Source organism: Cobetia sp. QF-1 (genome assembly GCF_002213105.1).
Classification (GTDB): Bacteria; Pseudomonadota; Gammaproteobacteria; order Pseudomonadales; family Halomonadaceae; genus Cobetia; species Cobetia crustatorum.
On record NZ_NBVS01000003.1, the window covers coordinates 373667 to 400294 of the forward strand.

22 protein-coding genes are annotated in these 26628 nt (G+C 58.5%); 7 read left to right on the top strand and 15 right to left on the bottom strand.

Features of this window, described 5'->3' with window-relative positions:
* Positions 1-310: 310 nt before the first annotated feature.
* The 3 genes from CFN46_RS08075 (at position 311) to CFN46_RS08085 (ending at position 3737) form a co-directional block, all read left to right on the top strand.
* Positions 311-1834: a leucyl aminopeptidase gene (locus CFN46_RS08075; RefSeq protein WP_088743191.1), complete on the top strand. Its 1524-nt coding sequence runs from the start codon at positions 311-313 to the stop codon at positions 1832-1834.
* Between the two features lie 144 nt (positions 1835-1978).
* Positions 1979-3073 carry a branched-chain amino acid aminotransferase gene (locus CFN46_RS08080; RefSeq protein ID WP_088743192.1) on the top strand — a complete coding sequence of 365 codons (1095 nt, stop codon included), beginning with the start codon at positions 1979-1981 and terminating at the stop codon, positions 3071-3073.
* Positions 3074-3266: 193 nt separating this feature from the next.
* Positions 3267-3737: a DNA polymerase III subunit chi gene (locus tag CFN46_RS08085; protein ID WP_088743193.1), complete on the top strand. Its 471-nt coding sequence runs from the start codon at positions 3267-3269 to the stop codon at positions 3735-3737.
* Positions 3738-3742: 5 nt separating this feature from the next.
* On the opposite strand, the gene CFN46_RS08090 is transcribed toward CFN46_RS08085, so the two are convergent.
* Complete coding sequence (locus tag CFN46_RS08090; RefSeq protein WP_088743194.1) at positions 3743-6685, bottom strand: ATP-binding protein; 2943 nt, start codon at positions 6683-6685, stop codon at positions 3743-3745.
* Positions 6686-6965: 280 nt separating this feature from the next.
* Here CFN46_RS08090 and CFN46_RS08095 point away from each other — a divergent pair, with 280 nt between their 5' ends.
* Positions 6966-9809, top strand: coding sequence for a valine--tRNA ligase (locus CFN46_RS08095; RefSeq protein ID WP_088743195.1), 2844 nt, complete (start codon positions 6966-6968; stop codon positions 9807-9809).
* A gap of 120 nt (positions 9810-9929) precedes the next feature.
* Here CFN46_RS08095 and CFN46_RS08100 read toward each other — a convergent pair whose 3' ends face one another.
* Positions 9930-10454, bottom strand: coding sequence for an META domain-containing protein (locus CFN46_RS08100; protein WP_024952950.1), 525 nt, complete (start codon positions 10452-10454; stop codon positions 9930-9932).
* 334 nt (positions 10455-10788) lie between these two features.
* On the opposite strand from CFN46_RS08100, the gene CFN46_RS08105 reads away from it, so the two are divergent.
* Positions 10789-11499: a phosphatase PAP2 family protein gene (locus CFN46_RS08105; protein ID WP_088743196.1), complete on the top strand. Its 711-nt coding sequence runs from the start codon at positions 10789-10791 to the stop codon at positions 11497-11499.
* A gap of 60 nt (positions 11500-11559) precedes the next feature.
* On the opposite strand, the gene CFN46_RS08110 is transcribed toward CFN46_RS08105, so the two are convergent.
* From CFN46_RS08110 to CFN46_RS08130, 5 genes are all read right to left on the bottom strand, one after another.
* Positions 11560-12750, bottom strand: coding sequence for a GGDEF domain-containing protein (locus CFN46_RS08110; RefSeq protein WP_024952952.1), 1191 nt, complete (start codon positions 12748-12750; stop codon positions 11560-11562).
* Between the two features lie 231 nt (positions 12751-12981).
* Positions 12982-13422 (bottom strand): VOC family protein, encoded by a 441-nt coding sequence (locus CFN46_RS08115; protein ID WP_088743197.1) that lies wholly within the window; start codon positions 13420-13422, stop codon positions 12982-12984.
* Positions 13423-13595: 173 nt separating this feature from the next.
* A complete protein-coding gene (locus tag CFN46_RS08120) occupies positions 13596-15989 on the bottom strand; it encodes an FdhF/YdeP family oxidoreductase (protein ID WP_088743198.1) in 2394 nt (797 codons plus the stop codon).
* A 53-nt stretch (positions 15990-16042) separates the two neighbouring features.
* Complete coding sequence (locus tag CFN46_RS08125; RefSeq protein WP_024952955.1) at positions 16043-16882, bottom strand: formate dehydrogenase accessory sulfurtransferase FdhD; 840 nt, start codon at positions 16880-16882, stop codon at positions 16043-16045.
* Between the two features lie 39 nt (positions 16883-16921).
* Entirely contained in the window at positions 16922-17182 is a 261-nt protein-coding gene (locus CFN46_RS08130) for a hypothetical protein (protein ID WP_141103643.1), read from the bottom strand.
* Positions 17183-17227: 45 nt separating this feature from the next.
* On the opposite strand from CFN46_RS08130, the gene CFN46_RS08135 reads away from it, so the two are divergent.
* Complete coding sequence (locus CFN46_RS08135; protein WP_084488143.1) at positions 17228-18289, top strand: rhodanese-related sulfurtransferase; 1062 nt, start codon at positions 17228-17230, stop codon at positions 18287-18289.
* Positions 18290-18415: 126 nt separating this feature from the next.
* Here the strand turns inward: CFN46_RS08135 and CFN46_RS08140 are convergent, their stop codons facing one another.
* From CFN46_RS08140 to CFN46_RS08175, 8 genes are all read right to left on the bottom strand, one after another.
* Positions 18416-19273: a LysR family transcriptional regulator gene (locus CFN46_RS08140; RefSeq protein ID WP_024952958.1), complete on the bottom strand. Its 858-nt coding sequence runs from the start codon at positions 19271-19273 to the stop codon at positions 18416-18418.
* A gap of 146 nt (positions 19274-19419) precedes the next feature.
* Positions 19420-19551 (bottom strand): entericidin A/B family lipoprotein, encoded by a 132-nt coding sequence (locus CFN46_RS08145; protein ID WP_024952959.1) that lies wholly within the window; start codon positions 19549-19551, stop codon positions 19420-19422.
* 232 nt (positions 19552-19783) lie between these two features.
* On the bottom strand, positions 19784-19915 hold the full coding sequence (locus CFN46_RS08150; RefSeq protein ID WP_084488144.1) for an entericidin A/B family lipoprotein: 132 nt from the start codon (positions 19913-19915) through the stop codon (positions 19784-19786).
* A 45-nt stretch (positions 19916-19960) separates the two neighbouring features.
* Positions 19961-20095 (bottom strand): entericidin A/B family lipoprotein, encoded by a 135-nt coding sequence (locus CFN46_RS08155; RefSeq protein WP_084488145.1) that lies wholly within the window; start codon positions 20093-20095, stop codon positions 19961-19963.
* 62 nt (positions 20096-20157) lie between these two features.
* Positions 20158-21153, bottom strand: a complete 996-nt coding sequence (locus CFN46_RS08160; RefSeq protein ID WP_024952960.1) for a zinc-dependent alcohol dehydrogenase family protein — start codon at positions 21151-21153, stop codon at positions 20158-20160.
* Positions 21154-21317: 164 nt separating this feature from the next.
* On the bottom strand, positions 21318-22097 hold the full coding sequence (locus CFN46_RS08165) for a TSUP family transporter (RefSeq protein ID WP_051511051.1): 780 nt from the start codon (positions 22095-22097) through the stop codon (positions 21318-21320).
* A gap of 141 nt (positions 22098-22238) precedes the next feature.
* Positions 22239-24311: a TRAP transporter permease gene (locus CFN46_RS08170; protein WP_217897798.1), complete on the bottom strand. Its 2073-nt coding sequence runs from the start codon at positions 24309-24311 to the stop codon at positions 22239-22241.
* Between the two features lie 420 nt (positions 24312-24731).
* Positions 24732-25739 carry a TAXI family TRAP transporter solute-binding subunit gene (locus tag CFN46_RS08175; RefSeq protein WP_088743200.1) on the bottom strand — a complete coding sequence of 336 codons (1008 nt, stop codon included), beginning with the start codon at positions 25737-25739 and terminating at the stop codon, positions 24732-24734.
* Positions 25740-26153: 414 nt separating this feature from the next.
* On the opposite strand from CFN46_RS08175, the gene CFN46_RS08180 reads away from it, so the two are divergent.
* Positions 26154-26582 carry an HIT domain-containing protein gene (locus tag CFN46_RS08180; RefSeq protein WP_024952963.1) on the top strand — a complete coding sequence of 143 codons (429 nt, stop codon included), beginning with the start codon at positions 26154-26156 and terminating at the stop codon, positions 26580-26582.
* Positions 26583-26628 lie beyond the last annotated feature (46 nt).

Consider the following 26628-nt stretch of genomic DNA (forward strand, 5'->3'; position numbering starts at 1 on the left):
CATAAAGGCATCATCGCCCTCATGCATGGCGAGCGGCCTTTGCGTACACTGGCACAACGGTACTGAATGGAGCCAGACACCCAGCAATGCATGTGAATGCATTATCCAGAAAGCATACCGGCTTGTCGCGGCTACTCCATTGCAATGATCTTTCTTGTTCAGCGTAATGGGACAGCTGACACAAGCGCTTGTCATTGCACGTTTGCGCCCCCATCCAGACAATGACCCTCGGATACCGCAGCCTGCCTGATCCGATCGGCCTGCCGGTGTCTCTCACTTTTGTATCCCTATCCGCGCGCGTGGAGTTGCCATGGAATTTCCTGTAGTCATTGCCAATCCGGCCCAGCTTGAAACCGCCTGCGTGGTGGTACCTGTTCTAGAGGGCGACCTCTCCGGTGCCGCTGCACGTCTGGACGATGCCAGCGAGAAGCTGATTTCCCAGCTGATCGAGCGCGGCGACTTCAAGCCCGAGCTGGGCAACACCCTGCTGGTGCCTTTCGCACCGGGCCTTGGCGCTCAGCGCTTGCTGCTGGTCGGCTTCGGCAACGAAGACAAACTCGACGAGAGCCGCTTCAAGCGGGGCCTCGATGCCGCCATGATCGCACTGCTCAAGCTGCCGATTGAAGACGCCGCCTTTGCCGGCGTCAACGAGCTGAGCATCGAGCTGCGCGACGCCGACTGGAAGGCGCGCATGCTCGCTGAGAGCGCATTGCGTAACGCCTACCGTTTCACCGAAATGAAGAGCAAGCCAGGCGAGCCTGTCAGTCTGACTCGCCTGAGCGTGGTTAGTGCCGATAAAGGCCAGCGAGCCGAGCTGGAAGCTGGTCTGCATATCGGTGCTGCCATTGGTGAAGGTGTCAGCGAAGCACGTACGCTGGGCAACCTGCCGGGCAACGTCTGCACGCCGCGCTATCTGGGAGAACGCGCTGAGCAGCTGGGCCAAGCCTCCGCAGGCGCTCTCAAGGTCACCGTACTGGGGGAAGAAGAGCTGGAAGCGCTAGGCGCACTGTCGCTGCTTTCGGTCGGACGCGGCAGTGAAGAGCCGAGCCGCCTGATCATGATGGAATATCGTGGTGCAGAAGACGAAAACGAAGCCCCGCACGTGCTTGTCGGCAAAGGGATCACCTTCGATACCGGCGGTATCTCTCTGAAGCCGGGTGCTGGCATGGACGAGATGAAGTACGACATGGGCGGCGCAGCAAGCGTCTTCGGCACCATGCGCACCGTGCTGGCACTCAAGCCCAAGCTCAACATCATCGGTATCGTGGCCAGCGCCGAGAACATGCCGGACGGTCGTGCCACCAAGCCGGGCGACATCATCAAGACGCTCAAGGGCCTGACGGTCGAAGTCCTCAACACCGATGCCGAAGGCCGTCTGGTGTTGTGTGATGCCCTGACCTACGCCGAGCGCTTCGAGCCAGCCAGTGTCGTCGACATCGCCACGCTGACAGGTGCCTGCGTCATCGCGCTGGGCAATCACGCCACTGGCCTGATCTCCAACGATGATGATCTGGCACTCGACCTGCTGGACGCCGGTGAAGAGGCCTGGGACCGCGCATGGCACATGCCGCTGTGGGATGAGTACCAGAGCCAGCTGGATTCCAACTTTGCGGACATCGCCAACATCGGCGGTCGCGAAGCGGGCATGATCACTGCGGGCTGCTTCCTGTCCCGTTTCGCGGATACCTTCCCGTGGGCGCATCTGGATATCGCCGGAACGGCCTGGATGTCCGGCAAGCAGAAAGGCGCCAGCGGTCGTCCCGTCGGCCTGCTGACCCAATATCTGCTGGATCGCGAGGCGGAACTCAATACCCCGCAGGAAGAGACTGTCTGAGGCTTCGCATGCTCTCTAGAGCGTGCTAGCGTTGAGGCATGCGGATCAGAGACTCCCTCGGGCGCCTCTGATCCGGCTAGCCTATAAAAATGATCGACCCCCAGCGTCTTGCGCTGGGGGTCTCGCTGCTACGGAGACACTCACGTGACCAAAGGCTTCGACGTCCGCGCGTCCACACAACCGGCGGATGCTGCCGTTCGTGACACCATTCTTGCCAATCCCGGTTTCGGCCGTCACTTCAGCGACCACATGGCTCATGTACGCTGGACCGTCGATGGTGGCTGGCATGGCCATGAAGTACGCCCTTATGGCCCGCTGATGCTTGATCCTGCTGCCTCTGTGCTGCACTACGCACAGGAAATCTTCGAGGGCATCAAGGCGTATCGTCACGCAGACGGCTCGGTATGGACCTTCCGTCCCGAGAAGAATGCTGCGCGCTTCCGTAACTCCGCGCGTCGTCTGGCGCTGCCGGAGCTCAGCGACGAAGACTTCATCGGTTCGCTCAAGGTCCTGCTCGCTCAAGACAGTGCTTGGGTGCCGACACCAGCCAGCGCCAGCGATGAATGCAGCCTCTATCTGCGTCCATTCATGATCGCCAGCGAAGCTTTCCTTGGCGTGCGCCCATCGCGTGAAGTCGATTACTACGTGATCGCCTCACCGGTCGCGGCCTACTTCAAGGGCGGCATCAAGCCAGTCTCCATCTGGCTATCCTCGCACTACAACCGCGCTGCCGCTGGCGGAACGGGGTTTGCCAAGTGTGGCGGTAACTACGCCGGTTCCTTGGCCGCACAGAGCGAAGCTACAGCCAACGGCTGTGATCAGGTCGTCTTCCTCGATGCAGCAGAGAACAAGTGGGTGGAAGAGCTCGGCGGCATGAACCTGTTCTTCGTCTACAAGGATGGCCGTCTGGTCACGCCGCGCCTGACCGGCACCATTCTGGAAGGCGTCACGCGTGACTCCATCCTGACCATGGCGACCGATCTCGGCCTGACGCCGGAAGAGCGCCCGATCAGCATCGACGAATGGCGCGAAGGCATTGCCTCCGGTGAGATCACCGAAGTCTTTGCTTGTGGCACTGCGGCCGTCATCACGCCCGTCGGTGAATTGGCCAGCGAAGATGGCCGTCTCGACCTGACCGCCAATGCCGGCGATGTTGCCATGCGTCTGCGCAGCCAGCTGCTCGATTTGCAGTATGGTCGCGCAGAAGACACTCGTGGCTGGATGACTCGCCTGGCGTGATCATGGTGTTCGCCAGATAACGTCTGCGTGCAAGCTCCCGGTGCAGCCATCCATACGAAGGCCCGCCTCTCTCGAGGCGGGCCTTCGTGTTTCATACCAGCGTGCTTTTTATCAGTATGTTTAGCGTCGAAGGCATGCCACGAGTGCGGTATCCTGCGTGTCTGATCGTGACCTTTCTGCTCAGCGGTGCCCCATGACCCAGATCGACTTTTATATTCTGCCCGACACCACGCTTGCAGCACGGCTGGAATTCGCCTGCCGACTGGCGGAGACCATCCATGCCAAGGGCTTTCGCCTGCACGTGCATGTCGAGGATGAGGCCATGGCGCGCCAGTTCGATGAACATCTGTGGCAATTCCGCCCTGAAAGCTTCGTGCCGCATGCACTGGATATCGATCTCGACACTGCCGCACGTGAGGCCGAGCACGCCGATGACATACCGCGCCCGCCTGTCACTATTGGCTGGCAGGAAGCGCCTGCACCAGGCATCGAAGCACTGCTCAACCTGCATCCTGAGATTCCCGAATGGTTCTCACGCTTCGATCGCGTCGCAGAAATCATCAATCAGCATCAGGATGTGCTGGTGACCAAGCGTGAATGCTGGCGCACCTACAAGTCGCGCGGTTACGCAGTGCGCTCGCACCAGCTCAAGGGCGTTAGCTGAGCCGCTTATCTCTGCGCCTGAAAATTCCTCACCAGCCAGTCAAGCCAGCGCTCTATATCAGGAATGGTCGGCGGACTCTCTCCTGTATCGAAGAAGGCCTTCGGCAATCCAAGCTGCTCCTCTCCAATGTCACGTGGCCCCAAGCGCACCGCCCATAGCGGCTGATCGCGCGGCATACGCTGAATTTCTGCAAAGAGCGCTAACACGCTCATGTCGGGGACATGGCCAAATAGCACCAGACATGGACTGATGTCACGCACCAATCGTAATGCCTGAGCCGCGCTACCGGCCGCAATGATCTCCAGATTATCGATATGACTGCCGATGACTTCGAGACGCAGCCTATCTTCCGATCGGGTACTGATCACTAGCCAACGGCACGGCACTGGCAGCACACGATCAGCCGACCATGCTGCCTGCACGATATGCTCATGTGCGCTGACATCCGCCAGCGGCAGCCACACGCGGAAGCAAGCACCGTCACCCAAGACACTCTCTGCCGTGATATCGCCGTCCATGCGACGTGCCAGCTCGCGTGACAGGGCCAACCCCAGCCCAGTGCCTTCAATACCGGAATCTTCCCGTCCAAGTCGCGAGAATGGTTGGAATAGCTGATCAGATTGCATCGGATCAAAACCGAAACCACCGTCAGCCACCTCAACCCACCCCATCTCGCGGCCATCTGCATTGGGCCCTTGGCCAATGGCAATACGGATCCAGCCACCCGTGCGGTTATACTTGATGGCATTTCCCATCAGGTTACCCATGATTTGATCGAGCCTACGCCTGTCAGCATTCAGCCATGTCGTCGACTCCTCCAGTGCAAGCGTGAGCACCAGTCCTGCCTGCATGAGGCGCGATTGATATTGTCCGATGACACGGGGTAGGTGCTGGCCTACCGACATCGGCTGGCAGTCGAGAGGCAGTTCACCTGCTTCCAGGCTCGACATCTGCAGCACATCCTCGATCAAGGCTGATAGCTGCTCGGCAGCATGGCTCGCCTCTTCCACATAACGGCGTTGTTCACGCGTCAGTGCGGATTCTTCAGATAGCAGGTCGGTAAAGCCCATGATGGCGTTGAGCGGCGTACGGATTTCGTGACTGAAGCTCGAGAAAAAACGCGACTTGGACTGACTGGCCTCGGTAGCACTGTCACGTGCGGCCTCGAGTAACTGCAGCGATTGCTTGTGACGCTGAATATCCAGCGCAAGCCCGGTACCGCGCAAGGGGCGTCCATCCGAATCACGCCGTGTCACCTGTCCACGCACCTGTACCCACACCCAGTGACCTTGCGCGTGTCGATAGCGCACGTCTCGCGCCTCAGCCCAGCTATCGCCGTGCATGACTCGCCAGCGGGCTTCCAGCAGGCCCGCCAGATCTTCCGGATGCGTCATGGCATCCAGATCCGCCAGATGCATGCTGCCGCGCATCGGCAGCCCCAGCATCAGGAAGAAGTTTTCGTGAAAGTAGAGGTCATCGCGCTCGAAGTCATAGCGCCAGGTGGCATCGCCCGAGGCTGCCATGACCATTTCGACATGACGAGCGCCTTCTGCGCGCTCCAATTCAATCTGATCACGCCGCAGTGCCGCCTCACGCAATGACTCCCCCGCCTGATCCAGCTCCTCGAGCAGAAAGCGCTCTCGAACCACCGGCTGGCCTCGTCCAATACGCAGTGCCATTTCACTGAGGCGTGCCAGTGACTCCGACAGCGTGGCGGCCATCGCTTCGGCCCGCCAGCGCATCATCACCAGCAATGCGAGAAAGAAGACAATCAAGCCTACCAGCATCACGTAGCCCAACTGGTTAAAGCGTACGTTCCAGACATCAGTACCACTGTCTATCTGTTGCGCATCGACGACGGCCAGTAGCTGCCAGTCGGTCCCTGCTACCGAGTGCCATCCCACCAGACGCTCGCCTGATAGTAATGGCATGCGCTGAACGCCCTGAGGCTGATCAGAGATACTGCGCAACAGGTGCGCCATCTGAGGAGAGCGCCCCTGATCATGAGCCGTATCGAGAAAGCGATCACGTGGCAACGGCAATGGCTCTATTCGAGGTGCGGGATAAGCGCCGAAATCCTGTTCACCACTCCGCGGCATGGCTAGCACGCCGTCGCCGCTAACCAGCACGAGATAAGCCCCCCAGGGGAGATCAGCGCTTTCTAGACGCTCTACCAGCGCATCTAGCGTGACATCAAGACCGACAACACCTTCCAGAAAATCGCCGCGATGCACTGGCATCAGCGTCGAGACCAGCCAACCGCTGCCGACAGGGTCCTGGTAAGCCGGCGTCACCACAGCGCCCCGCCTGGGGTTGTTGCGATCATCGGCCAGGTAATAGAAGCCATAGCTGGTGAGATCGACACCTGGCGTAAAGTTAGTGTGCGTATCATTCCACGGCTCTACCCGAAAGTAGCCGTCATAGCTGGAAAACCAGATCTGGCGTAGCTCAGGGCGCGTATCGAGCATGTCGTCCATCAGAAAATCCATCGTTGCCAGCCGCACGACCTTGTCATGGTCTTGCAGATAACTGGGTACCAACGATGAATAATAGGAGCCTGCACCGCCATCATTGTCCGGCGCATAAAGCGTGCCATCCTTGCTGCGTTTATGCCGTTTGAGTTCTCGCTCACGCTGAGCCGCATCAACGGAAGAATCCAGATACCGCAAGGTGCCCCGTGCCAGTTGATGTGCTTCTGTGCGCCAGTCATTGACGACCAGATTGACGTGCTCTGCCTCGTACTGAACCAACTGCTCCATCTGGGTGTTGATCAGCTCATTGCGTGCCGCTTCCTGTTGCCCGGACACTAGCCAGTGCAGTACCAGATAGCACCCCAGCAGTGCCACTTCCAATACCAGCAGCGGCACCAGTGCATGACGCAGCAATTCATGCCACACCCAGCGACGGGTCGGACGAGGTGACGCATCCGATGAGGATGGCTTGAGCATTACGACTCCACGACGAAAAAACGAACGAAATTGACAAGTAACAGTACATCACCGGCACCTTGGTCCCCGGAAGACGACAGGATACGGCATCGCTGCGTGGATATTGCCTACTTTAATATGCAGTGAGTCACGTCAGACAGACAGCAAGTTGCCGATGCCTCTGCATCACGAATGACGCCTGACATCAGCGGCGCTATAATCGAGCCCATTTTCTGCCTGCGCTGCCCCGCTCACTGAGCCGGCGCGGGACGTCCCGCCCAACCGGATCATTTGCAGACCCATGGACAAGACCTACCAACCGAACGCCATCGAGACGCGCTGGTACGAGCGCTGGGAATCCGAGAATCGCTTTGCGCCGTCAGGCCAGGGCGAGAGCTTCTCACTGGTCATCCCGCCGCCCAATGTCACCGGCTCCCTGCACATGGGCCACGCCTTCCAGGACTCCATCATGGACACCTTGGTACGTTGGCGTCGCATGCAGGGGCGCAACACCCTGTGGCAGGTAGGCACCGACCACGCCGGCATCGCTACCCAGATGCTAGTCGAGCGCAAGCTCGCCGCCGAGGAAGGCAAGACACGTCACGATCTCGGACGTGAAGCCTTTACCGACAAGATCTGGGAATGGAAGGAAGAGTCCGGCGGCAACATCACCCGTCAGCTGCGTCGCATGGGCACCAGCATCGATTGGAAGCGTGAACGCTTCACCATGGATGACGGCTTCTACAAGGCCGTTCAGGAAGTCTTCGTGCGTCTGCACAAAGAAGACCTGATCTATCGTGGCAAGCGTCTGGTCAACTGGGACCCGACACTGCACACCGCCATCTCCGATCTTGAGGTCGAGAATCGCGAGCAACAGGGTAGTTTCTGGCACTTCCGCTATCCGCTGGCCGATGGCGTCAAGACTGACGACGGCAAGGATTACCTCGTTGTCGCCACCACCCGGCCAGAAACCCTGCTGGGAGACACCGGCGTCGCCGTCAATCCGAAGGATGAACGCTACGCAAGTCTGATAGGCAAGTTCATCGAACTGCCGCTGGTCGGCCGTCGCATTCCCATCGTTGCCGACGAACATGCCGAGATCGAGAAGGGCTCGGGGTGCGTCAAGATCACTCCGGCACACGACTTCAATGACTATGAAGTCGGCAAGCGTCAGGGCCACCTGTTGATCAGCGTGATGAGCCAGGATGCCACCATCTTGGAACGCGCCGAGATCTTCGATTTACAGGGCCGTCCGCAACCGGATGAAGACGCCAGTCTGCCGGCCGCCTACGCCGGACTGGACCGTTTCGTCGCGCGCGAAAAGCTGGTCGCTGACATGGATGCTCTGGGTCTGCTGGTGCAAGTCGAAGCCGTCAACAATACCCTGCCTCATGGCGATCGCTCCGGCGATGTCATCGAGCCACTACTGACCGACCAATGGTTCGTCGCCGTCGAAGAGCTGGCACGTCCGGCCATCGAGGCCGTCGAGAATGGCGATATCGAGTTCGTGCCGAAAAACTACGAGAACATGTACTTCTCCTGGATGCGTGGCCTCCAGGATTGGTGTATCTCGCGTCAGCTGTGGTGGGGACACCGTATTCCAGCGTGGTATGACAACGACGGCAATATCTATGTTGGCCGTAACGAGGAAGAAGTCCGCGCTGAGAATAACCTCGGTGCTGATATCGCCCTGCGTCAGGACGAAGATGTTCTCGATACCTGGTTCAGTTCGGCCCTGTGGACCTTCGGCACCCTCGGTTGGCCAGAAGATACCGAGGAACTGAAGACCTTCCACTCCACCGATGTGCTGGTCACCGGCTTCGACATCATCTTCTTCTGGGTGGCTCGGATGATCATGTTCACCTTGAAGTTCAAAGGTGAAGTGCCGTTCCGCAAGGTCTACGTGCATGGTCTGGTGCGCGATAGCCTCGGACAGAAGATGTCCAAGTCCAAGGGCAACGTGCTCGACCCCATCGACCTGATCGACGGTATCGAGCTCGACGCGCTGGTCGAGAAGCGCACCGGTAACATGATGCAGCCGAAGAAGGCCAAGGCAATCGCCAAGGCCACGCGCAACGAGTTCCCGGAAGGCATCGAGCCACACGGCACCGATGCGCTGCGCTACACCCTGCTGTCGCTGGCCTCCACTGGGCGTGACGTGAAGTTCGACATGGGTCGCCTCGACGGCTATCGCAACTTCTGCAACAAGCTGTGGAATGCGGCGCGCTACGTGCTGATGAATGCCGAAGACCAGGATTGCGGCGTCAACGGCGAAGCCGTCGAGCTGTCACTGGCCGATCGCTGGATCATCGCGCGCCTGCAGCAGACCGAGCAGCAGGTCACCCGCGCGCTGGAAGAGTTCCGCTTCGACCACGCCTCCCAAGCACTGTATGAGTTCATCTGGAACGAGTACTGCGACTGGTATCTGGAGCTGTCCAAGCCGGTACTGTGGGACGAGAATGCCAGCGCGGAAGCCAAGCGCGGCACACGTCGCACTCTGGTGCGCGCACTGGAGACCATCCTGCGCCTGATTCACCCGATGATGCCGTTCATCTCCGAAGAGATCTGGCAGCGCATCGCGCCTTACGCCGGCAAGTCGGTCGAAGGTGAGAGCATCATGAGCCAGCCATGGCCACAGGCCGAGGCAGACCGCATCGATGAGCAGGCCATTCTTGATATCGAGTGGCTCAAGGGCGTCATCATCGCTGTGCGTAACATCCGCAACGAGCTGAACCTGTCTCCAGGCAAGCCGCTGGATGTCTTCCTGAAAAACGGTGCGGCCGGTGACGATGAGCGCCTTGAAGCCAATCGTCGTTTCCTCTCCAAGCTGGCACGCCTGGAGAGCATCACCTTCCTCGCCGCGGGCGATGAAGCGCCGATGTCCGCCATTCAGCGCGTCGGTGAGCTGGAAGTGCTGGTGCCGATGGCAGGTCTGATCGACAAGGAAGCCGAGCTCAAGCGCATCGACAAGGAACACGAGAAGCAGCAGAAGGTCATCACCGGCCTCGAGAACAAGCTCAGCAACGAGAAGTTCGTCGGCCGCGCGCCAGCTGATGTCGTCGAGAAGGAACGCGCCAAGCTAGCCGATGCGCAAGCAGAATTGGCTCTGCTGGAAAGTCAGCGCACCAAGATCGAAACGCTCTAGCACTGGCAACAGGTGCTGGGTAGTCACAGCACTGAGCAATAACAAAAGCCCCCGCACCTTCCGGTGCGGGGGCTTTTCTGTCAGTGGCAGTCAACCACCCATCTCACATAGCACAGTGGCCTACTCGGCTATCGCCTCAACCGCCAGGAAGGTCGCCAGTAACTGACCGGAGGTATCCATGATCTGCAAGCGGGCACTATCACCGCTGCCATTCACCTGATAGCTGGCCGCCTCTTCCAGCATGCGATTGAAAGCACTGGACTGCTCAGCATTGCGACACATCTTCATGGTCGAGGCCAGCGGGCCAATGTCCAGAGTCTGACGTGACTCGTCCAACGTGACAGGCCCCATCAGACGATTACAGCCATTGCTGCCCACCAGTCGCAGGCGATCATCCTCTTCATCCGCCCGCTGCTCCTGAGTCGGGGGTTGCAACAGGAAATTCGGTGCCTCCTCATCCGAAGAGGTAGCAGAGAAACTCCAATGCGTACCGACCACTGTAGGCACCTGACTCGGCGCAAGCCCGCTGCGACTATCACTTCCCGTGGACATGGCAGCGCAACCTCCCAGCAAAGATATGCTGAGCAGCAGAGATGTGCCGATCACTCGAGACATGGGCAATAAACGACGGGCGGGGATAGTCATGAACAAATTCCTCGTGGGGCTTGGCAAACAGATACCGAGGCAGGCAAGGAGGCCTTGGTAGAGGGCAGTCGTGCGCAGCGGACCTCATGATAGAAACATTACCATCGGCCACCCTTGCTGGCCTCTTCCGCTGGTATTCGAAAATAACGTAGCGCACCCACAGGTCGCGGAAGGCGCGTTGAGTGCAACATTATGTCACACCGCAAGAGATGCAAAACAGTGTTTCTTAAGAGAGTCTTAACCTAGAATTCACCTCTAATCAGAGAGGCTATTCGCGCCATTGCCTGTGCCTCCTCATCTTGTCGCGCAAAATCACTATCAAGGAGATGATGGCATGCACTTTCGACGCCTGCTTGTCTTGAACGCCGTCGGCCTCGTGTTACTGACCTGCTGGTGGGTACCGACGCTAGACTTCTGGGCCATACTGGACAGCGATATCTTCTGGGGATTCAACCTGTTGATCTCTCCCCTCAATCCGCACTGGGATACGTTGCTGGGACTGCTCAATACGCGTGCCTTCGATGCCTGTTCCTTTCTGATGATGGCCGCACTCTTCACTTGGGCAATGTTGTCCGATGAGCGTCCGTATCGTTATCGTCACTGGCTGAGCATTGGCATCACCATGCTACTGACCGCTGGACTGATTTCATTGTTCGTCTTGCGTGTCATCAGCTATGAACACGCAAGTCCGACGCGGATGTTCGCCCATGCGCAGCACCTCTCCGAACTGGTGTCATTCAAGACCAAAGATTCGGCGTCCAACAGTTTCCCCGGAGACCATGGCCTGATGCTGATGGTATTTGCGAGCTTCATGCTCGTCTTCGCTCCACGTCGCATAGCGCTATGGAGTCTGGCATTTGTCGTGCTGCTGAGTGCTCCGCGCATCATGGTGGGCGCGCATTGGTTCAGTGATGTTTATCTGGGCTCGCTCAGCATTGCACTGATCGCCCTACCTTGGGTGCTCTGCACACCACTTGCGCGTACAGCCGCCTCTCGTATGGAGCGGTGTCTTGCAAGAGTCAACCAGTACCGTCCGCAAGCCTGAGCTTTACGTTGCACTGAAGCTGAGCATAAGTCTGAACCGCTGTATGCCGCGCCCGACACGTCAGCCCGCGACTGAGCCGCCCGAGAAGCCGTCCAGTGCGTGATGACGACTGGACGGTGCGGCGAGATTGGCTTGGGGTGTTTCGCCGGGATGCTCCTTGCTACCAGGCTCTGCAAGATTATCTTGCGAGGCGCCTTCTTCACGCTCTCCACCTGCGACGACACGATCACGTCCGGTACGCTTGGCGTGATAAAGGCGTCGGTCAGCCAGCAACAGCAGGTCATCAAGACTGTCGCTTTCATGACTGACGGCAACACCAATCGAGACTGTAATCGGGATGGGCCGCTCTGCAAACATCGGAGGTGAACTGGCCAGCAATGAACGCATGCGGCCCGCAATGGACACGGCCTCGGCACGCCCACTTCGCGGCAGCAGTATCAGAAACTCTTCCCCACCAACGCGCCCAACGCAATCGCCCTGACGTGACGTGGCGTTCAGCAGCCGTCCCAAGTGCCGCAGCACCTCATCACCGACGGCATGGCCGTGGCGATCATTGACCAACTTGAAGTGATCGGCATCCAGCATCAATGCCGAACACGGTACTGCATCCCGCCACCAGCGCTCGGCCTGCCGCAGTACCTGACGTCGATTCAATAGCCCCGTCAGCTCATCGCGACTGGCATCTTGACGATACTGACGCTCGAAATGCTCCGTCAGGGCCAGCATCCGCCACAAGAAGGTCACCATCAGCAAGAAGACCACAAACAGATTGGTCGATTGCATCAGCCAGACGGCGATATAGCCATCACTGGCATGCAATGGAGAAACCCACAGTGCTGATACCGCCGCGATGAACAACACCAGTGTCGCCAGCACACGCACCTTGCCGGGCAACGGTGCGAGGTGAATGCCGGCCATCACGATGAAGAAGTAGTATTCATAGCCTGCTGAGTGGCCAAAGCAATAGACCGATAGCCATGTCATCAACGTCAGGGCGCTTAGCATCAATGACAGTGCGAGGGTCAATTGATGGTAGCGATGCAGCAGTATGCCGAGTACCGCCAGTAGCACCATGATGCCACTGACAAACGCAAGGCGAGGCTCCTGGAGCATGCTGAAAAAGGGCAGCCAGAGGGCAAAGAGCCCAAACAGCATCAGGTAGATCCATAGATAGCCGTGATAGAAACGACGGTGCTCCACAGCGAGCAAACGTGGTTCATGGCGTAACCAGGCACGAATGACACTCAGCATCAGGCAATCCTTGCCAGCAGAACACTATCCGCGCAGAAAGCCATCTACGCAACACAGCGAAAATATGGGGAATTTCGACAGCCGATACATGAAATGTCAGGTTTTTATGCATCGGGACTTATTATTCTCACTACATCATAAGCGCTCATTGGGGATGCGCCAGCAGCCCTTATTCAAACGCGTCCTTTTTATGCGACGCTTACCAACACGTCAACATTCGTCATAGGTGAATTACCAGCTACCAGTATTGGTCATGGAAGCCCACGGCTCCTGCGGCTCCAGTGCATCGCCTTTCTGCAGCAACTCAAGCGAGATGCCGTCGGGGCTTTTGACAAAGGCCATGTGGCCGTCACGCGGCGGACGATGAATGGTCACGCCATTGTCCATCAGGTGCTGGCAGGTCACGTAGATATCATCGACCCGATACGCCAGGTGACCGAAGTTGCGCCCGCCGCTGTATGCCTCAGGATCCCAGTTATGCGTGAGCTCCAAGAGCGGTGCCTGTGTTTCACGTGCTTGCTTGGCATCACTCGCGGCAGCAAGGAAAATCAGCGTGAAACGCCCTTTCTCGGAATTCTTGCGCGAAATTTCCTCAAAGCCCAGCAGCTCGCAGAAAAAATGCAGTGAAGCATCGACATCAGTGATACGTAGCATGGTGTGCAGATATTGCATGGATAACTCTCTTGAGCAGTAGTGTCAGGTAGCGGTGATCAGTGACGGCTGGCGCCCCGCAATGATCAAGCGGCGCTGGCAACATTCTAGGCACACGAACGCCGTGCCGCGAGTCATCTCACGGCACGGCAGTGTTGCATCATCGAAAACTTATATTGGTAGCTTGCAGACTATCAAGCAATACGCGCGCTGCGTTCCAGTCGGACGGGGACAGCCTTGGAGGACGGCGTACCGGTGTCGCTGCCATGACTCTCCAGCGCGATCAGTACATTGGTTTCCGGATAATAGGCCCCAATACAGCCGGCGGGAATATCGTACTCCACCAATCGGAACTGAGGCGCGCGGCGCTCGTGACCATCCGGGCGCGGCTCGCCCAGCATATCAACCCAATCGCCGTCCGCCAGCCCAAGGCGTGTCAGGTCCTGCGCATTGATGAAGATCACTCGGCGCTGGCCAGATACGCCGCGATAGCGGTCGTTGTAGCCATACACCGTTGTATTGTACTGATCATGGCTACGCATGGTCTGCAAGGTCAACCAGCCATCGCGGCGCGACTGTTGCTGGTGAATCACGGCTGCAGGCAATGCAGCGTACGAGAATTCGGCCTGACCACTGACGGTCGGGAATTCGAGTGCACGCACCGGATTCGCGAGATGAAAGCCACGTTTATGTGCGAGGCGGTCATTGAAGTCGTCAAAGCCAGGAATGACAGCGGCAATTTCATCACGGATCAGGTCATAATCTTCCGTCAGTGCCGCCCAGTCGACCGGGTCACTCACGCCACGTGCAGGCAATGTCCGCGACAACGTCTCGCGGGCGATGGCCGCAATGATGGCAGGTTCAGAGCGCAGTGCATCGCTGGCAGGCGCCTTGATGCCAGCGCTTGAGTGCACCATCGACATCGAATCTTCGACACTGATGTGCTGTGAGGCAACAGATGCCGAGCGATCAATCTCACTGCGCCCGAGGCACGGCAGAATCAGCGCCTCTGTCTGCTTGCCCACCACCAGATGGCTGCGATTGAGCTTGGTGCTGATCTGCACATTGAGCGTGAGTTGACGCATGGCCGCTTCGGTGCGCTCGCTATCCGGTGTCGCACGCGTGAAGTTGCCGCCCAGCGCGATGAAAGTCTTCACTCGCCCTTGCTCCAGGGCCGCAAGACTCTCGACGGTATTGAAGCCGGCGGCACGCGGCATCGTCACGCCATAGCGCGCTTCCAGCGCATCAATCAGCGCCGTCGGTGCATTCTCATCGATCCCCATCGTACGATCCCCCTGCACGTTGGAGTGACCTCTTACCGGACAGGCGCCAGCCCCTGGGCGCCCGAAATTCCCCCCCAGCAGCAGCAGGTTGATGATCTCGCGCACGCTATCGACGGCATGCAGGTGCTGGGTAATCCCCATCGCCCAGGTACAGATGACATTGCCGGCGCCCGCATAGAGTCTGGCCGCTTCTTCCAGCTCCTCACGCGTGAGCCCTGACTGGTCTTCGATAGCCGCCCACGAGGTGGACTCCACCGCTGCCTGCCAAGCTTCGACGCCCAGGGTATATGCTTCGATGAAGCCCTGTGCACGCGTGAATTCGCCTTGCTGTTCCAGCACAAACAGTGCCTTGGCCATGCCACGTACCGCGGCCATGTCACCCCCCATGCGTGGCTGGTAGTAACGCGAGCTGATGGTCTGACTGGACAGCGTAATCATTTCCAGCGGTGATTGCGGGTCTGCAAAGCGCTCAAGCCCACGTTCACGTAGCGGATTGAAGCTGACGATACGCGCACCACGCCGCGAGGCACGCCGCAGATCCCCCAGCATGCGCGGGTGATTGGTGCCGGGGTTCTGACCGAACACGAAGATGGCATCAGCGTGTTCGAAATCTTCCAGCAACACCGTGCCCTTGCCGACGCCGAGACTGGCCTTCATGCCGACGCCACTCGCCTCGTGGCACATGTTGGAGCAGTCAGGGAAATTATTGGTCCCGAAGAGTCTCACGAACAGTTGATATAGGTAGGCGGCTTCATTGCTGGCTCGCCCCGAGGTATAGAAAAGCGCCTCATCCGGCGATTTCAACGCACTCAAGTGCTCGGCGATGAGTGTAAAAGCCTCTTCCCAGCCGATGGGCAGATAGCGATCACTCGCAGCGTCATAACGCATCGGCTCTGTCAGGCGGCCCTGATCTTCCAGCATGAAGTCATCCCAGCCCAGCAACTCACTGACGGTATGCTGAGCAAAGAAGCGCTGCGTCACACGCTTGGCGGTCACTTCCCAGGCGACGGCCTTGGCACCGTTCTCACAGAATTCAAATGACGAGCCATGCTCCGGGTCGCCCCACGCACAGCCAGGACAATCGAATCCCTTGTCCTGATTGGCCTTGAGCAATGAGCGCACACTCTTCCACGGCGCCCTCGAGTGAGTGACGTGTCGTCCCACGCTTTTGAGCGCTCCCCAGCCACCCGCCGGGCCGCCATAAGGTACGATTTGAGGATGGCGTGTCTGCTGCGCATCCTCACGCGGCAGGTTCGCCGACACACTGACAGGCGCAACGATTTCGGGGGCGGAAGATTCAGTCATTTCAATGTCCACTGGGAGTAAGTGAGGTAGCGGTGAAACACGCAGAGAATCCGTCAGCGCGGCTGGCAAGCTCCTTGGACGAGGGGATGGCCACCTGCATGACCGCTCAATAGCTCCAGCCGTTGGCCACGATGCGCGCAGACCAGATTAAGATCACAGGCGCGTGCGGTTTCTACCGCGAGACGCGACGGCACCGCCAGTGTCACCAGAGTGGGGATGTGCGCACGAATGGTCTTCTGCACCAGTTCCAGACTGCAGCGACTGGACACCAGCAACGCTTCTGGCCAGACACCGCTATCGAGACTCATGCCAATCACGCGGTCCAACGCGTTATGGCGGCCGATATCGGCACCCTGCGCCGTCAGCGCGCCGTCGGCGGCTAGGCCAAGCGCCAGATGCATGCCACGGCGTGATGCACGCTCCAGTCTATCGAGACCTCGCATCAGCGCAGCCGGTGATAGTGCCGCACGTGGCGGTAAACGCGTCAGGCCTGCCATCAGTTCAGCTTCATCCTGAACGCCGCACGCGCCGCAACTGGAGACGGAGCTCTCGCGCCGCTGATGCCGCTCGGCAGAGCGTGCCAGTGATTCACTGACCTCCAGACGAACGGCGAGGCCATGGCGCAAGCGCGACAGTCGAATCGCCGTTACATCGTCGCGACGCGTGATCCAGCCGGCCGTAAAGGCATGGCCAAGCGCGAGCGGCTCCAGCGCTTCAGGGCTGGCCAATAGCGTTCCCATCGGCGTGTCATTGAGCGCCAGACTCACCGGCAATTCTGCAGGGCCTTCCAGCTCACGCAGCGGTATATCACGAGCATCCTGATAGCTCGCTTGCGGCGGCTGAGCCGCGCTCACAAGGCCGCTCATCGCTTTTTGATAGAGTGAATCACTCATTAAAGTACTCCGTAGCGAAACGCTTTACTGTGGAATACGTCAGTCACACGCCACACTAATGAGGCATATCCTAACCTCATGCATCAACTGCGACCAATTGAGCTTGACCGCCACTTGATAGACGACACCAATGAAGGTGACATGCAGATAGCGCATCTTAGATTTATCGATAACAGTACCGAAAACGACGCCAAGAGCAGTGTCGAGAAGCTGCCAAGAGGCGCGGTTGAACGCACATGTGATCGCGCGCAGGAAATTCCCGTGCAAGTTGCGTAAAATGCGTCGCCAGACATTCATCATCTTGCTCCGGATTTACGATTCGGCCCGCACGAGGACAGCATTCGCATGATCGACACTACTGTTAGCTCTTCTCCAGCACCCGCTGCCGCGCGGCCCAGCCCGCTGGCACCGGCCCACGTGGTCTGTGCGCTATACAAGTTCGTTGCGCTGGAGGACTTCGAGGCACTACGCGACCCGCTTTTGGCTGTCATGGATGAACACAACATCCGCGGCACCCTGCTGTTGGCACGCGAAGGCATCAACGGCACGGTTTCCGGTTCACGCGCTGGCATCGATGCCCTGCTCACCTGGCTGACTTCCGACCCACGATTGGCGGAGCTCGACACCAAGCAGTCACTCGCCGAGCAGGCGCCCTTCCTGCGTGCCAAGGTCAAGCTCAAGCGCGAGATCGTGACCATGGGTGTCGAGGGGATCGACCCGCGCCACACCGTCGGTACCTATGTCGAGCCGAAGGACTGGAACGCACTGATCTCCGACCCGGAAGTGCTGTTGATCGATACGCGTAACGACTACGAAGTGGAAGTGGGGACATTCGCTGGTGCCATCAACCCGAATACCACCGCTTTCCGCGACTTTCCCGAGTATGTCTCGCGTGAGCTGGACCCGCAGAAGCACCGTAAGGTAGCGATGTTCTGCACCGGGGGTATTCGCTGCGAGAAATCGACGGCCTACCTCAAGGAACAGGGCTTCGATGAGGTCTATCACCTCAAGGGCGGCATCCTGAAATACCTGGAAGACGTGCCGGAAGAAGACACCCTGTGGCAGGGCGAGTGTTTCGTCTTCGATGAGCGCGTCACTGTTGATCATCAATTGCGCCCCGGCCAGTACGACCAATGCCACGCCTGTCGTCTGCCAATCACCGCTGAGGATCAGCAAAGCGAGCTATATCAGAAAGGTGTCAGCTGTCCGCGCTGTTATCACACACAGAGTGACGCGCAGAAGAAACGCTTCGCTGAGCGCGAGAACCAGATTCAGCTAGCACGCGAGCGCGGCGAAGCGCATCTGGGGATGGATGCCGTCGCTCAGATGCAGGCCCGCCGTGAAACGAAACAACAGCAACGTGATGCTGCACGCCTTGCTGCGCAAAAGGGCAACAAGAAGGTCTGAAGCGCCGCTTGTCATACCATATGACACCAGACAATATCGGGCGGCACTGAACGCTTATCCAAACAAATCACCCCAACTTCATGGGGTGATTTTCATTGTGGCCCGATGTCTGGTGACAGCCAACGGTTAGCGCAGCAATTCAAGCACAGCCGACAGACGCCGACTGCGCTGCTGACCGGCACGCCACAAGAGCCCTACCGTCTCGCCTTCTCCTGGCAACCGCTGCGCTACCAGATTCTTGCCCAGTCGTGAATCAGCCAATCCTTCCGCCAGTATGCTGACGCCTAATCCAGCCTCCAGCATCACGCCTAGCGCCGCAATCGAATTGGCCTCCAGCAATGGCGACGGGCTCAGGCCCAATCGCTCAAACTGCTGATTGAGTCGACGCCGCTGTTGCATCTCCGGGGTCAGCAATACCAGCGGATAGTCGCGCAGACAGCCCCATTCGGGCGCAGATGGCAGGCTGAAGTGCTCTCGACTGGCAATCAGTGCCGAATGCTCCTGATACAGAGGGCGGCAGGCGAAGCCACTCATCGCAGGCGCGGCAGGATAGCCTACGGCAAGGTCCAGCTCTCCATCCTCCAGTCCCTGCGCCAGTGATGAGGTCGATAGCTCGCGTAGACGCAGCGACAGCTGAGGGTGAGTCTCGCGCAGGCGTGGCAAGAAATCACCCACCGCAGCGAGCGCCGACGGCACCACGCCCAACGTCAGTCGCCCGGTCAGCACGGCATCTGGCGCCAGGTCTCCCTTGAGCTCATCCAGCTCGGCCAAGATACGGCGCGCATGTGTCAGTACCCGTTCCCCTTCCGGCGTGAAGCTCTCGAAGCGATGTCCGCGAATGATCAGTGCCGTCCCCAGCTCTTCCTCAAGCTGCTTGAGCCGTGCCGACAGCGTCGGCTGCGTGACATGGCAAACCCGCGCAGCCCGTCCGAAATGGCGCTCACTGGCCAGGGCGACCAGAAAGCTTAGCTGACGATGATCCATGAGGAACGACCTTTCATTGCAGAGCAGATGGGGCGAATGGGTATTCAGACACAAAAACGCCCAGCTAAATAGCTGAGCGTTTTCATCGTAGCCTCACCCTAGCGTGCCTAGCGGCCAACTTGGATGATGCGGTAACGCAGCTGTCGTTATTGGGCAGCGTCCTGAACCGCTTCACCGGCTCGCTCGACATCCTGCCCAGCGCCATCAACGGTGTTGCAGCCAGACAACGCTGCCAGAGTGAAGAAAGACGCGAAAATAAGTGCGATGGTGCGAGTCATGGCCATGCTCCTTTGCGTGAGCATCGAGGGCGATATTCGCCACCAATGCCCTGTCGTGATGAATCTCATGAATGCTATTTCTCGACACACCATAGCGCGTGTCAGTGATAGATACCTTGGGTCAAGCCGTTGGCTTTCAAGGGGTCTAATTCATGTTTTATTCATCTCGAAGGAGATATCCCACTCGGCATCATCAGAATGCTTTCATCGTCTTGCTTCAGGCCCAGACTCATCAACTGGCGGAGTCTTCGATCGAGCCACCCAGATGTTCAAGATCTTCCCCGAAGCCTTCCACGGTATTGCAGCCACCCAGAAAAAGGCTAAGCAGAAGCGCGGAACCGGTCATCATCATGAATCGTCGCATGGGTCTTCCTCTGTTCAACAGATGTGTCGAGACATGGTACTGGACTCAGCTGGCAGCGTTATCAATCTTGCCACCCAGATGCTCGAGATCCTTGCCGAAGCCGGACACTGTATTGCAGCCCGCCAAGGCCACACTCGCCACCAGAAAGGCAGCAATCATCAAGCGAGTCACGCGCATCATGCTAGTTCCTGATCAATGTTCAACGCTGTTATGACAGCCTGATGGCCCAAAGGTGCCAGACCTCAGCGATTCACCAGCAGAATCTTGCCCAGAGCATCGCCAGACTCTATCAGTGCATGTGCCTTGGCGACATCACGGAAGCTGAACTGATGCTCATCGAGCAGCGGACGCACTGCGCCAGCTTCCAGCATCTCGCTCAGAGCGTTGAGAAGCTCAGGCTGGTCGTCCATGCCAATACCCGTCAGCAGCGGTACGGAACGGAAGATGACATGCAACGACAGATTCTTGGCATGCAGCTGGGTCAGGTCATGCGTCGAACGCGTATTGATGGAGCATAAGCGGCCAGACGTCGCGGTTGCCTCGATGGAGCGATCAAGATTATCACCACCCACCGTATCGAAAACCAGATCAAAACCACGACCTGAGGTCAGGCGCGCGACATACTCGCTGACGGCTTCTTCGCGATAGTTGATCACTTCATCGGCGCCGAGCTGGCCCGCCAGCTCGGCCTTTTCATCACTGGAAACCGTGGTGGCGACCTTCGCGCCCAGATACTTGGCAATCTGGATCGCTACATGACCCACACCGCCAGTACCCGCGTGAATCAGTACGTGTTCGCCTTCCTTGATCTGGCCGCGCGAAACCAATGCCGTCCATGCCGTCAGGAAGACGAGTGGCAATGCTGCGCACTCCTCAAGCGTCAATGCGGCAAGGCTCGGACGCTTCACGATCACACGCGTATCGGCAATCATGAAATCAGCCAGCGCACCTTGCCAGCCTTTCACGCCGCCGGCGCAGCCCAACACCTCATCACCGACCGAGAAGTCGCTCACACCATCGCCTATCGCATCGATCACGCCAGCCACATCGCCATTAAGGATAGCGGGGAAGTCCGGGTGCGACTTGACCAGCCCGCTGCGCAGCTTGGTCTCGATAGGATTGATGCTGGAGGCCACGACCTTGATGCGCACCTGCCCACGCCCCGGAGCGGGGGTATCCAGCTCGCGCTCGACAAACACCTCAGGACCACCGTACTGCTCAATGACCATGGCTTGCATGAGTGAAAACTCCTGAAAAATGAAAAATAGGGACGCCGTCATCACTGAAGGCGTCGTCATAAACTGTTATTTGCGTGCTACTACCGACATGTCGTGGGAGTGCTGAACGTACAAATACTGCGAGCTTACTCCGACTCGCGCACAAGGTCAGTAGGCGGCGCGGATCAGGTGAGCAACAGCCGCAGCACGATGATGAAGATCACGACGACCGTTAGCCATTTGACCCAGCGTGCACCTGCCGGGCTCATGTTGACCCGTGCGCCAAGGAAGGCGCCGCTCATGTTACCGATCGCCAACACCAGCCCGAAGGCCCACCTTACCTGTCCGTCAAACACGAATACTGCCAGTGCCGGCAAGGTGTACATCAATACGATAAAGACCTTGAAGACATTCACCTGTGTCAGGTCAATTCGCAGCAGTCGATAAAGCACCACGATGAACAGCACTCCGACGCCTACCTGAATGAAGCCACCATAGATGCCGATGCCAAACATCGCCACCAGCACCGTCGGTGTGATGCGTTCTTTTGTCAGTTCGCGAGTATCGAGTGTCGGGGTCGGCAATAGCATCAATACCGAGCACACCACCATCACCACGATCAGTACACTCTCAAAGGCCTCGGCACTGATGCGCGTCGCCATCCAGGCCCCCAGCATGGCCCCTACCACTGCCGGCAATGCCAGCCGCCAGGCCACGCCCATATTATGCGCACCAGCACGCAAGAAGGTGCTGGTTGCCGTGGCACTTTGCAGTACGATCGCGACCCGATTGGTGGCGTTGGCCTGCCCCGGTGGCAGCCCCAGGAACATCAACAGCGGCAGCGTCAGCATCGAGCCGCCCGCCGATAGCACATTGATGAAACCGGCCACACCGCCTAGCGCGATCAATGCCAACACACTGCCGACATCCAACCCAGCCGCCAGCTCTGCAACTCCAGACGTCATGCAGACCTTCCTTGTCCAAACGTGAGATGAAAACTTGCCAATGGTACGCCGAGCGCACGATGCCCGGCCCACTGCCCCAACGAGGGGAAAGTGATGCCGGGCATCGTTCATACCGTATCGATCATTGCCATTTGCGCTTGATCAGTGCGCTAACGCTTCCTGACGACTGCTCTGGCGAACACTATACGTCAGCACCAGCAGAAAGACGGCCAATCCGCCCAGATCCACTGCCAGCATGCCATGCGGCCACAGCATCAGCGCACCCAGCGGGAACATGGCCAGACGCAGCCACCACGGTAGCTCGTGCTCAAGATAGCCTTCCATGCCCGCCACGATAGCGTAGATACCGAACAGCGCGAACACGAAGACCGTCAGCATCTCACCGATGTCTCCTGAAATCAGCGGGCTCCAGGCGAACAACAGCGGCACGATATACAGCCCCTTGGCGATCTTCCAGGCGGTCAGCCCCGTCTTCATCGGTGGCGTCCCGGCAATGGCGGCAGCAGCGAAGGCGGTCAAACATACCGGCGGCGTTACGTTGGAATCCTGCGACAGCCAGAAGATGATCATGTGGGCACTCACCAGCGCCATGGTCAGCGCATGCGGCGACAACGCCTGCTCATACAGCTGGCTCTGGAAGGTATCCGGCACCAGTGCCAACAGCTCGCGGGCAGCATCCATGCTCATCGGTGCGCCCAACAGATCCAGCTTGTCAGGGGCTGCCAGCATGAAGATGGCCTTGGCCTGCTCCGGCAGATTCCCCGCCGCCAGCAAATCCACCAGCTGAGAGTGAGCAATCAGATTATAGAGTGCCGGTGCAGACAAGGTGCCCAGTACGATGTACGAGGCCGTTACCGGCAGACCCATACCTAGAATCAGCGAGGCTAGCGCGACCAGCGCGATGGTAATCAACAGGCTACCACCTGCCCAATCAGTGATCATCAATGAGAAGGTGTTGCCGATACCAGTGGTTGAAACGACATTGACGATCAGTCCGACCGTGATCAATAGAATCGCCGTGGTGGTCATGTTGCGCACCCCCGACAGCATGGCTTCCACAATATCCCCAAGCTTCATCGGATTCTTCGACAACCACGACGCGGCGATGACGGAGAGAATCGCGATACCAGCGGCATAGGTCGGCGTGAAGCCGTAGATCAGCGCACCGACCAATACGATCAGCGGTGCCAGATAGTGCCAGCCATCCTTGAGCACGTCCTTGAGACGCGGGCCCTGCGGGTCATCCAGCGCCGTCGCATCGGAGCGCTTGGCTTCGATACGCACGAACATGGCGACTGACAGGAAGTAGAGCAGTGCCGGCAGTGCAGCCACACCAACGATAGTCAGGTATGGCACTTGAGTGTAGGACGCCATGATGAAGGCACCTGCGCCCATTACCGGCGGCATCAACTGGCCACCGGTCGAGGCCGCAGCCTCTACCCCCGCCGCAAAGCGTGCAGGGAAGCCAGCACGCCGCATCAGCGGGATCGTGATCACGCCAGTGGAAACGGTATTGGCCACACTGGAGCCAGACACCGACCCCATCAGGCCGGAGGCGAACACGGCCACAAAGCCCGGCCCACCCTTGAAGCGGCCAGCAGCACAGCGCGCCAGATCAATGATGAAGTCGCCCGCTCCTGATTTGACGAGGAAGGCACCGAACAGAATGAACATGAATACGTAGGACCAGGAGATGCGCGCAATCGAGCCCAGCATCCCTTCGCCGCCGATGAAGCTTCTGAACAGCACCGTTTCCCAGGTCAGGCCCGGGAAGTTGAACACGCCACCGACATACTTGCCCCACCACGCCACGTAGGTCAGCGCGATCAGGCACAGCACCGGAATGAACCATCCCGTGGTACGGCGCGCAAACTCAAGAATCAGCCCCACTGCAGCAATGGAGACCACCCAATCCGCAGTGGAGAACACTACACCGCGATCATAGAGCGCATCTTCAAAGCCGATCAGATACAGCCCACACCCCAATGCCGCCAGCCCGAGCATGATATCCACACCCAGTACCCAGCGCTTGGCACCGTCACTGGCCGGCGTGATCATCGGGATGGTCAATGCGCACAGCAGACCAAACAGGCCGAAGTGCAGCGCACTCACCCATAGTTCCGACAGGGTCGAGAGCGTATTGAAATACAGGTGTGCGAAGCAGATGACGATGGAGAGTACGAAGACGGCACGCCCTAACCAGGGCAAATCCATACGCCACGGGGCGGCTTCAGCGGATTCGTCACGCACATCGGAGAGATCCGGTGTGTCGGACGTGGTGTCAGAAGGGTGGGAAGGCTCTGGCGAGCGAGAATCATGCATGGCGGTGCCTCGGGACAGGGTCAGGCAGCGAAGGCGTAAGTATCGATACAACGACGTACGCACAGGCTTGCGAAGGTAGAGCGGGTCTAGATGCTGATGCTTGAGCCTGGGCATCAGACTCGAATGCATTGCTCTGGCCTCAGGCCGGCAATGATTTATTGGAAAGCACTTATGCGAGGCAAGTGACGTATTGCCATCAATGCATGACGCCACTTGCCGGAATTCGAAGGGTCACTGCTCAGCCTCCATCGCAAATTCCAAGAACAGACGATGAAGGCAGGCCTTGAAGATAAAACAGACGTTACGCGAGACTTATTCGGCGATCAGACGTTCCGGAATCTCGATGCCCTGCTCCTTGAAGTAACGTACAGCCCCCGGGTGCAGCGGCAGCGGCAGACCCGCGATGGCCTTGTCGATGGCCATGGCCTTGGTGGCCGGGTGGATGTTGTTCAGGAATGGCAGATTCTCGTACATCGTTTTGGTGATCTGATAAACATCTTCTTCAGAGACATCATCACGCACCACCAGGATATTCGGCTGGGCAATGGTGTTGATTGCCTTGGTCTGGCCCGGATAGGTGTCGGCAGCTATTTCGTAAGGTGTCCACAGCTCGAACTGAGAGTTGACCTTGGCCAGCTGCTCAGTAGTGAAGTCCAGCGTGGTAATTTCATCACCAAGATTGGCATAAGCGCGCGTCACGGCAGAGGCCGGTGCACCCGCGGGGATGTTCATGCCATCGATGTTGCCGTTCTGCATGGCATCGGCGCTCGGGCCATAGCCCATGTAGGCCAGATTCATCTTGTCGGCATCGATTCCCAGCTGATCGAGAATGAAGCGGCCAGAACCCTCGGTACCGGAGTTTTTCTTGCCGATGGAGAAGCTCTTGCCATAGAAGTTGGTCATGTCATCGATCGTGCCGGACTTGGCCTCGTCGTTACGCACCACGAAGTGCTCGACGTTCTGCCATAGCATCGAGATGCTGCGCAGATGCTTGTGGGCCTTGTTGACTGGCGGAGTGCCATTCCATGCCCAGGCGCCGTAAAGGCCCTGAATGATGCCGAACTGAGCCTGATCTTCTTCCATCAGCTTGAGGTTCTCGCCGGAGCCGGCAGACGAGATCGCGGACACGGAAATGCCAGCGGTCGGCTCAAGCTTGACCTTGATCAACGTGGACAGTGCCACCCCGACTGGATAGAAAGTACCGCCGGTCGTGGCAGTACCCATGATGTACTGGCCTTCCGCTTGAGCCACGGCACTGAGACCAAGAGAGGCTGCGATGGCGAGACCGAGACCGGCCTTGAGGAACTGGCGCTTTTGCATGGAATGACTCCTTGGCGAACCTGCCGGGACGCAGGTTTAGCATTTATTGTTGGAAGTTATGGTGCGAAATCGTTCTTGGAATACAGGACGGAGGCGGGCACCAGACTGAGCAAGTCTTCTGAGGTATCGGAATCGCGTGGTCACTCACGACAGCAACAATGGCGACAACTGCGAGATGGCGCTGCGGCAATGACTGTCGAACGCTGCGAGGCGTGTGCTCCGTCTCGATTGAAGACTAGCAAGTCATGGGCAAGTGCGGTATGTGGCGATGGGGGCATTGCGTCAGCGCTGAGCCGACGGAAGGGAATCATCAAAGTGGCAGGATTCTGCCGATCTGGTCACACTGGGGTCATTCGGGCACACCGCCTGCCGTTCGCCATACTGGCGCATTTATCATGCTTGCAAGGAGAGATGATGAGCGATTTTCACCTGCACACGCAGCTTGAGGCTGACACCCACTTCGTGGCCGATCTCGCCTTGTGTAGCGTGCGTCTGATGGACGATGCCCGCTATCCGTGGCTGATTCTGGTGCCGCGACGCGCCAATATCCGTGAGGTTTATGAGCTCGACAACTCCTCACAACATCAGCTGTGGCATGAAACTACCTTGCTGGGCGAGTTGTTGATGCTGGTCAGTGGCAGCGAAAAGCTCAACATCGGCACGCTGGGTAATGTCGTGTCGCAACTGCATGTGCACGTGATTGCCCGCAATAGCGACGACGCCACCTGGCCTGGGCCCGTGTGGGGTGTGGGCCGTGCCGAGACTTACGAAAGCGAAACACTCACCGTGCTGATCGACACGCTACGCATGAAGATTGCCGAGCTACCCAGCTACTCATTCTAGCCACTGGCCATTTCTTGCTGCTAGCCAACAGACACGGGGCCCATAT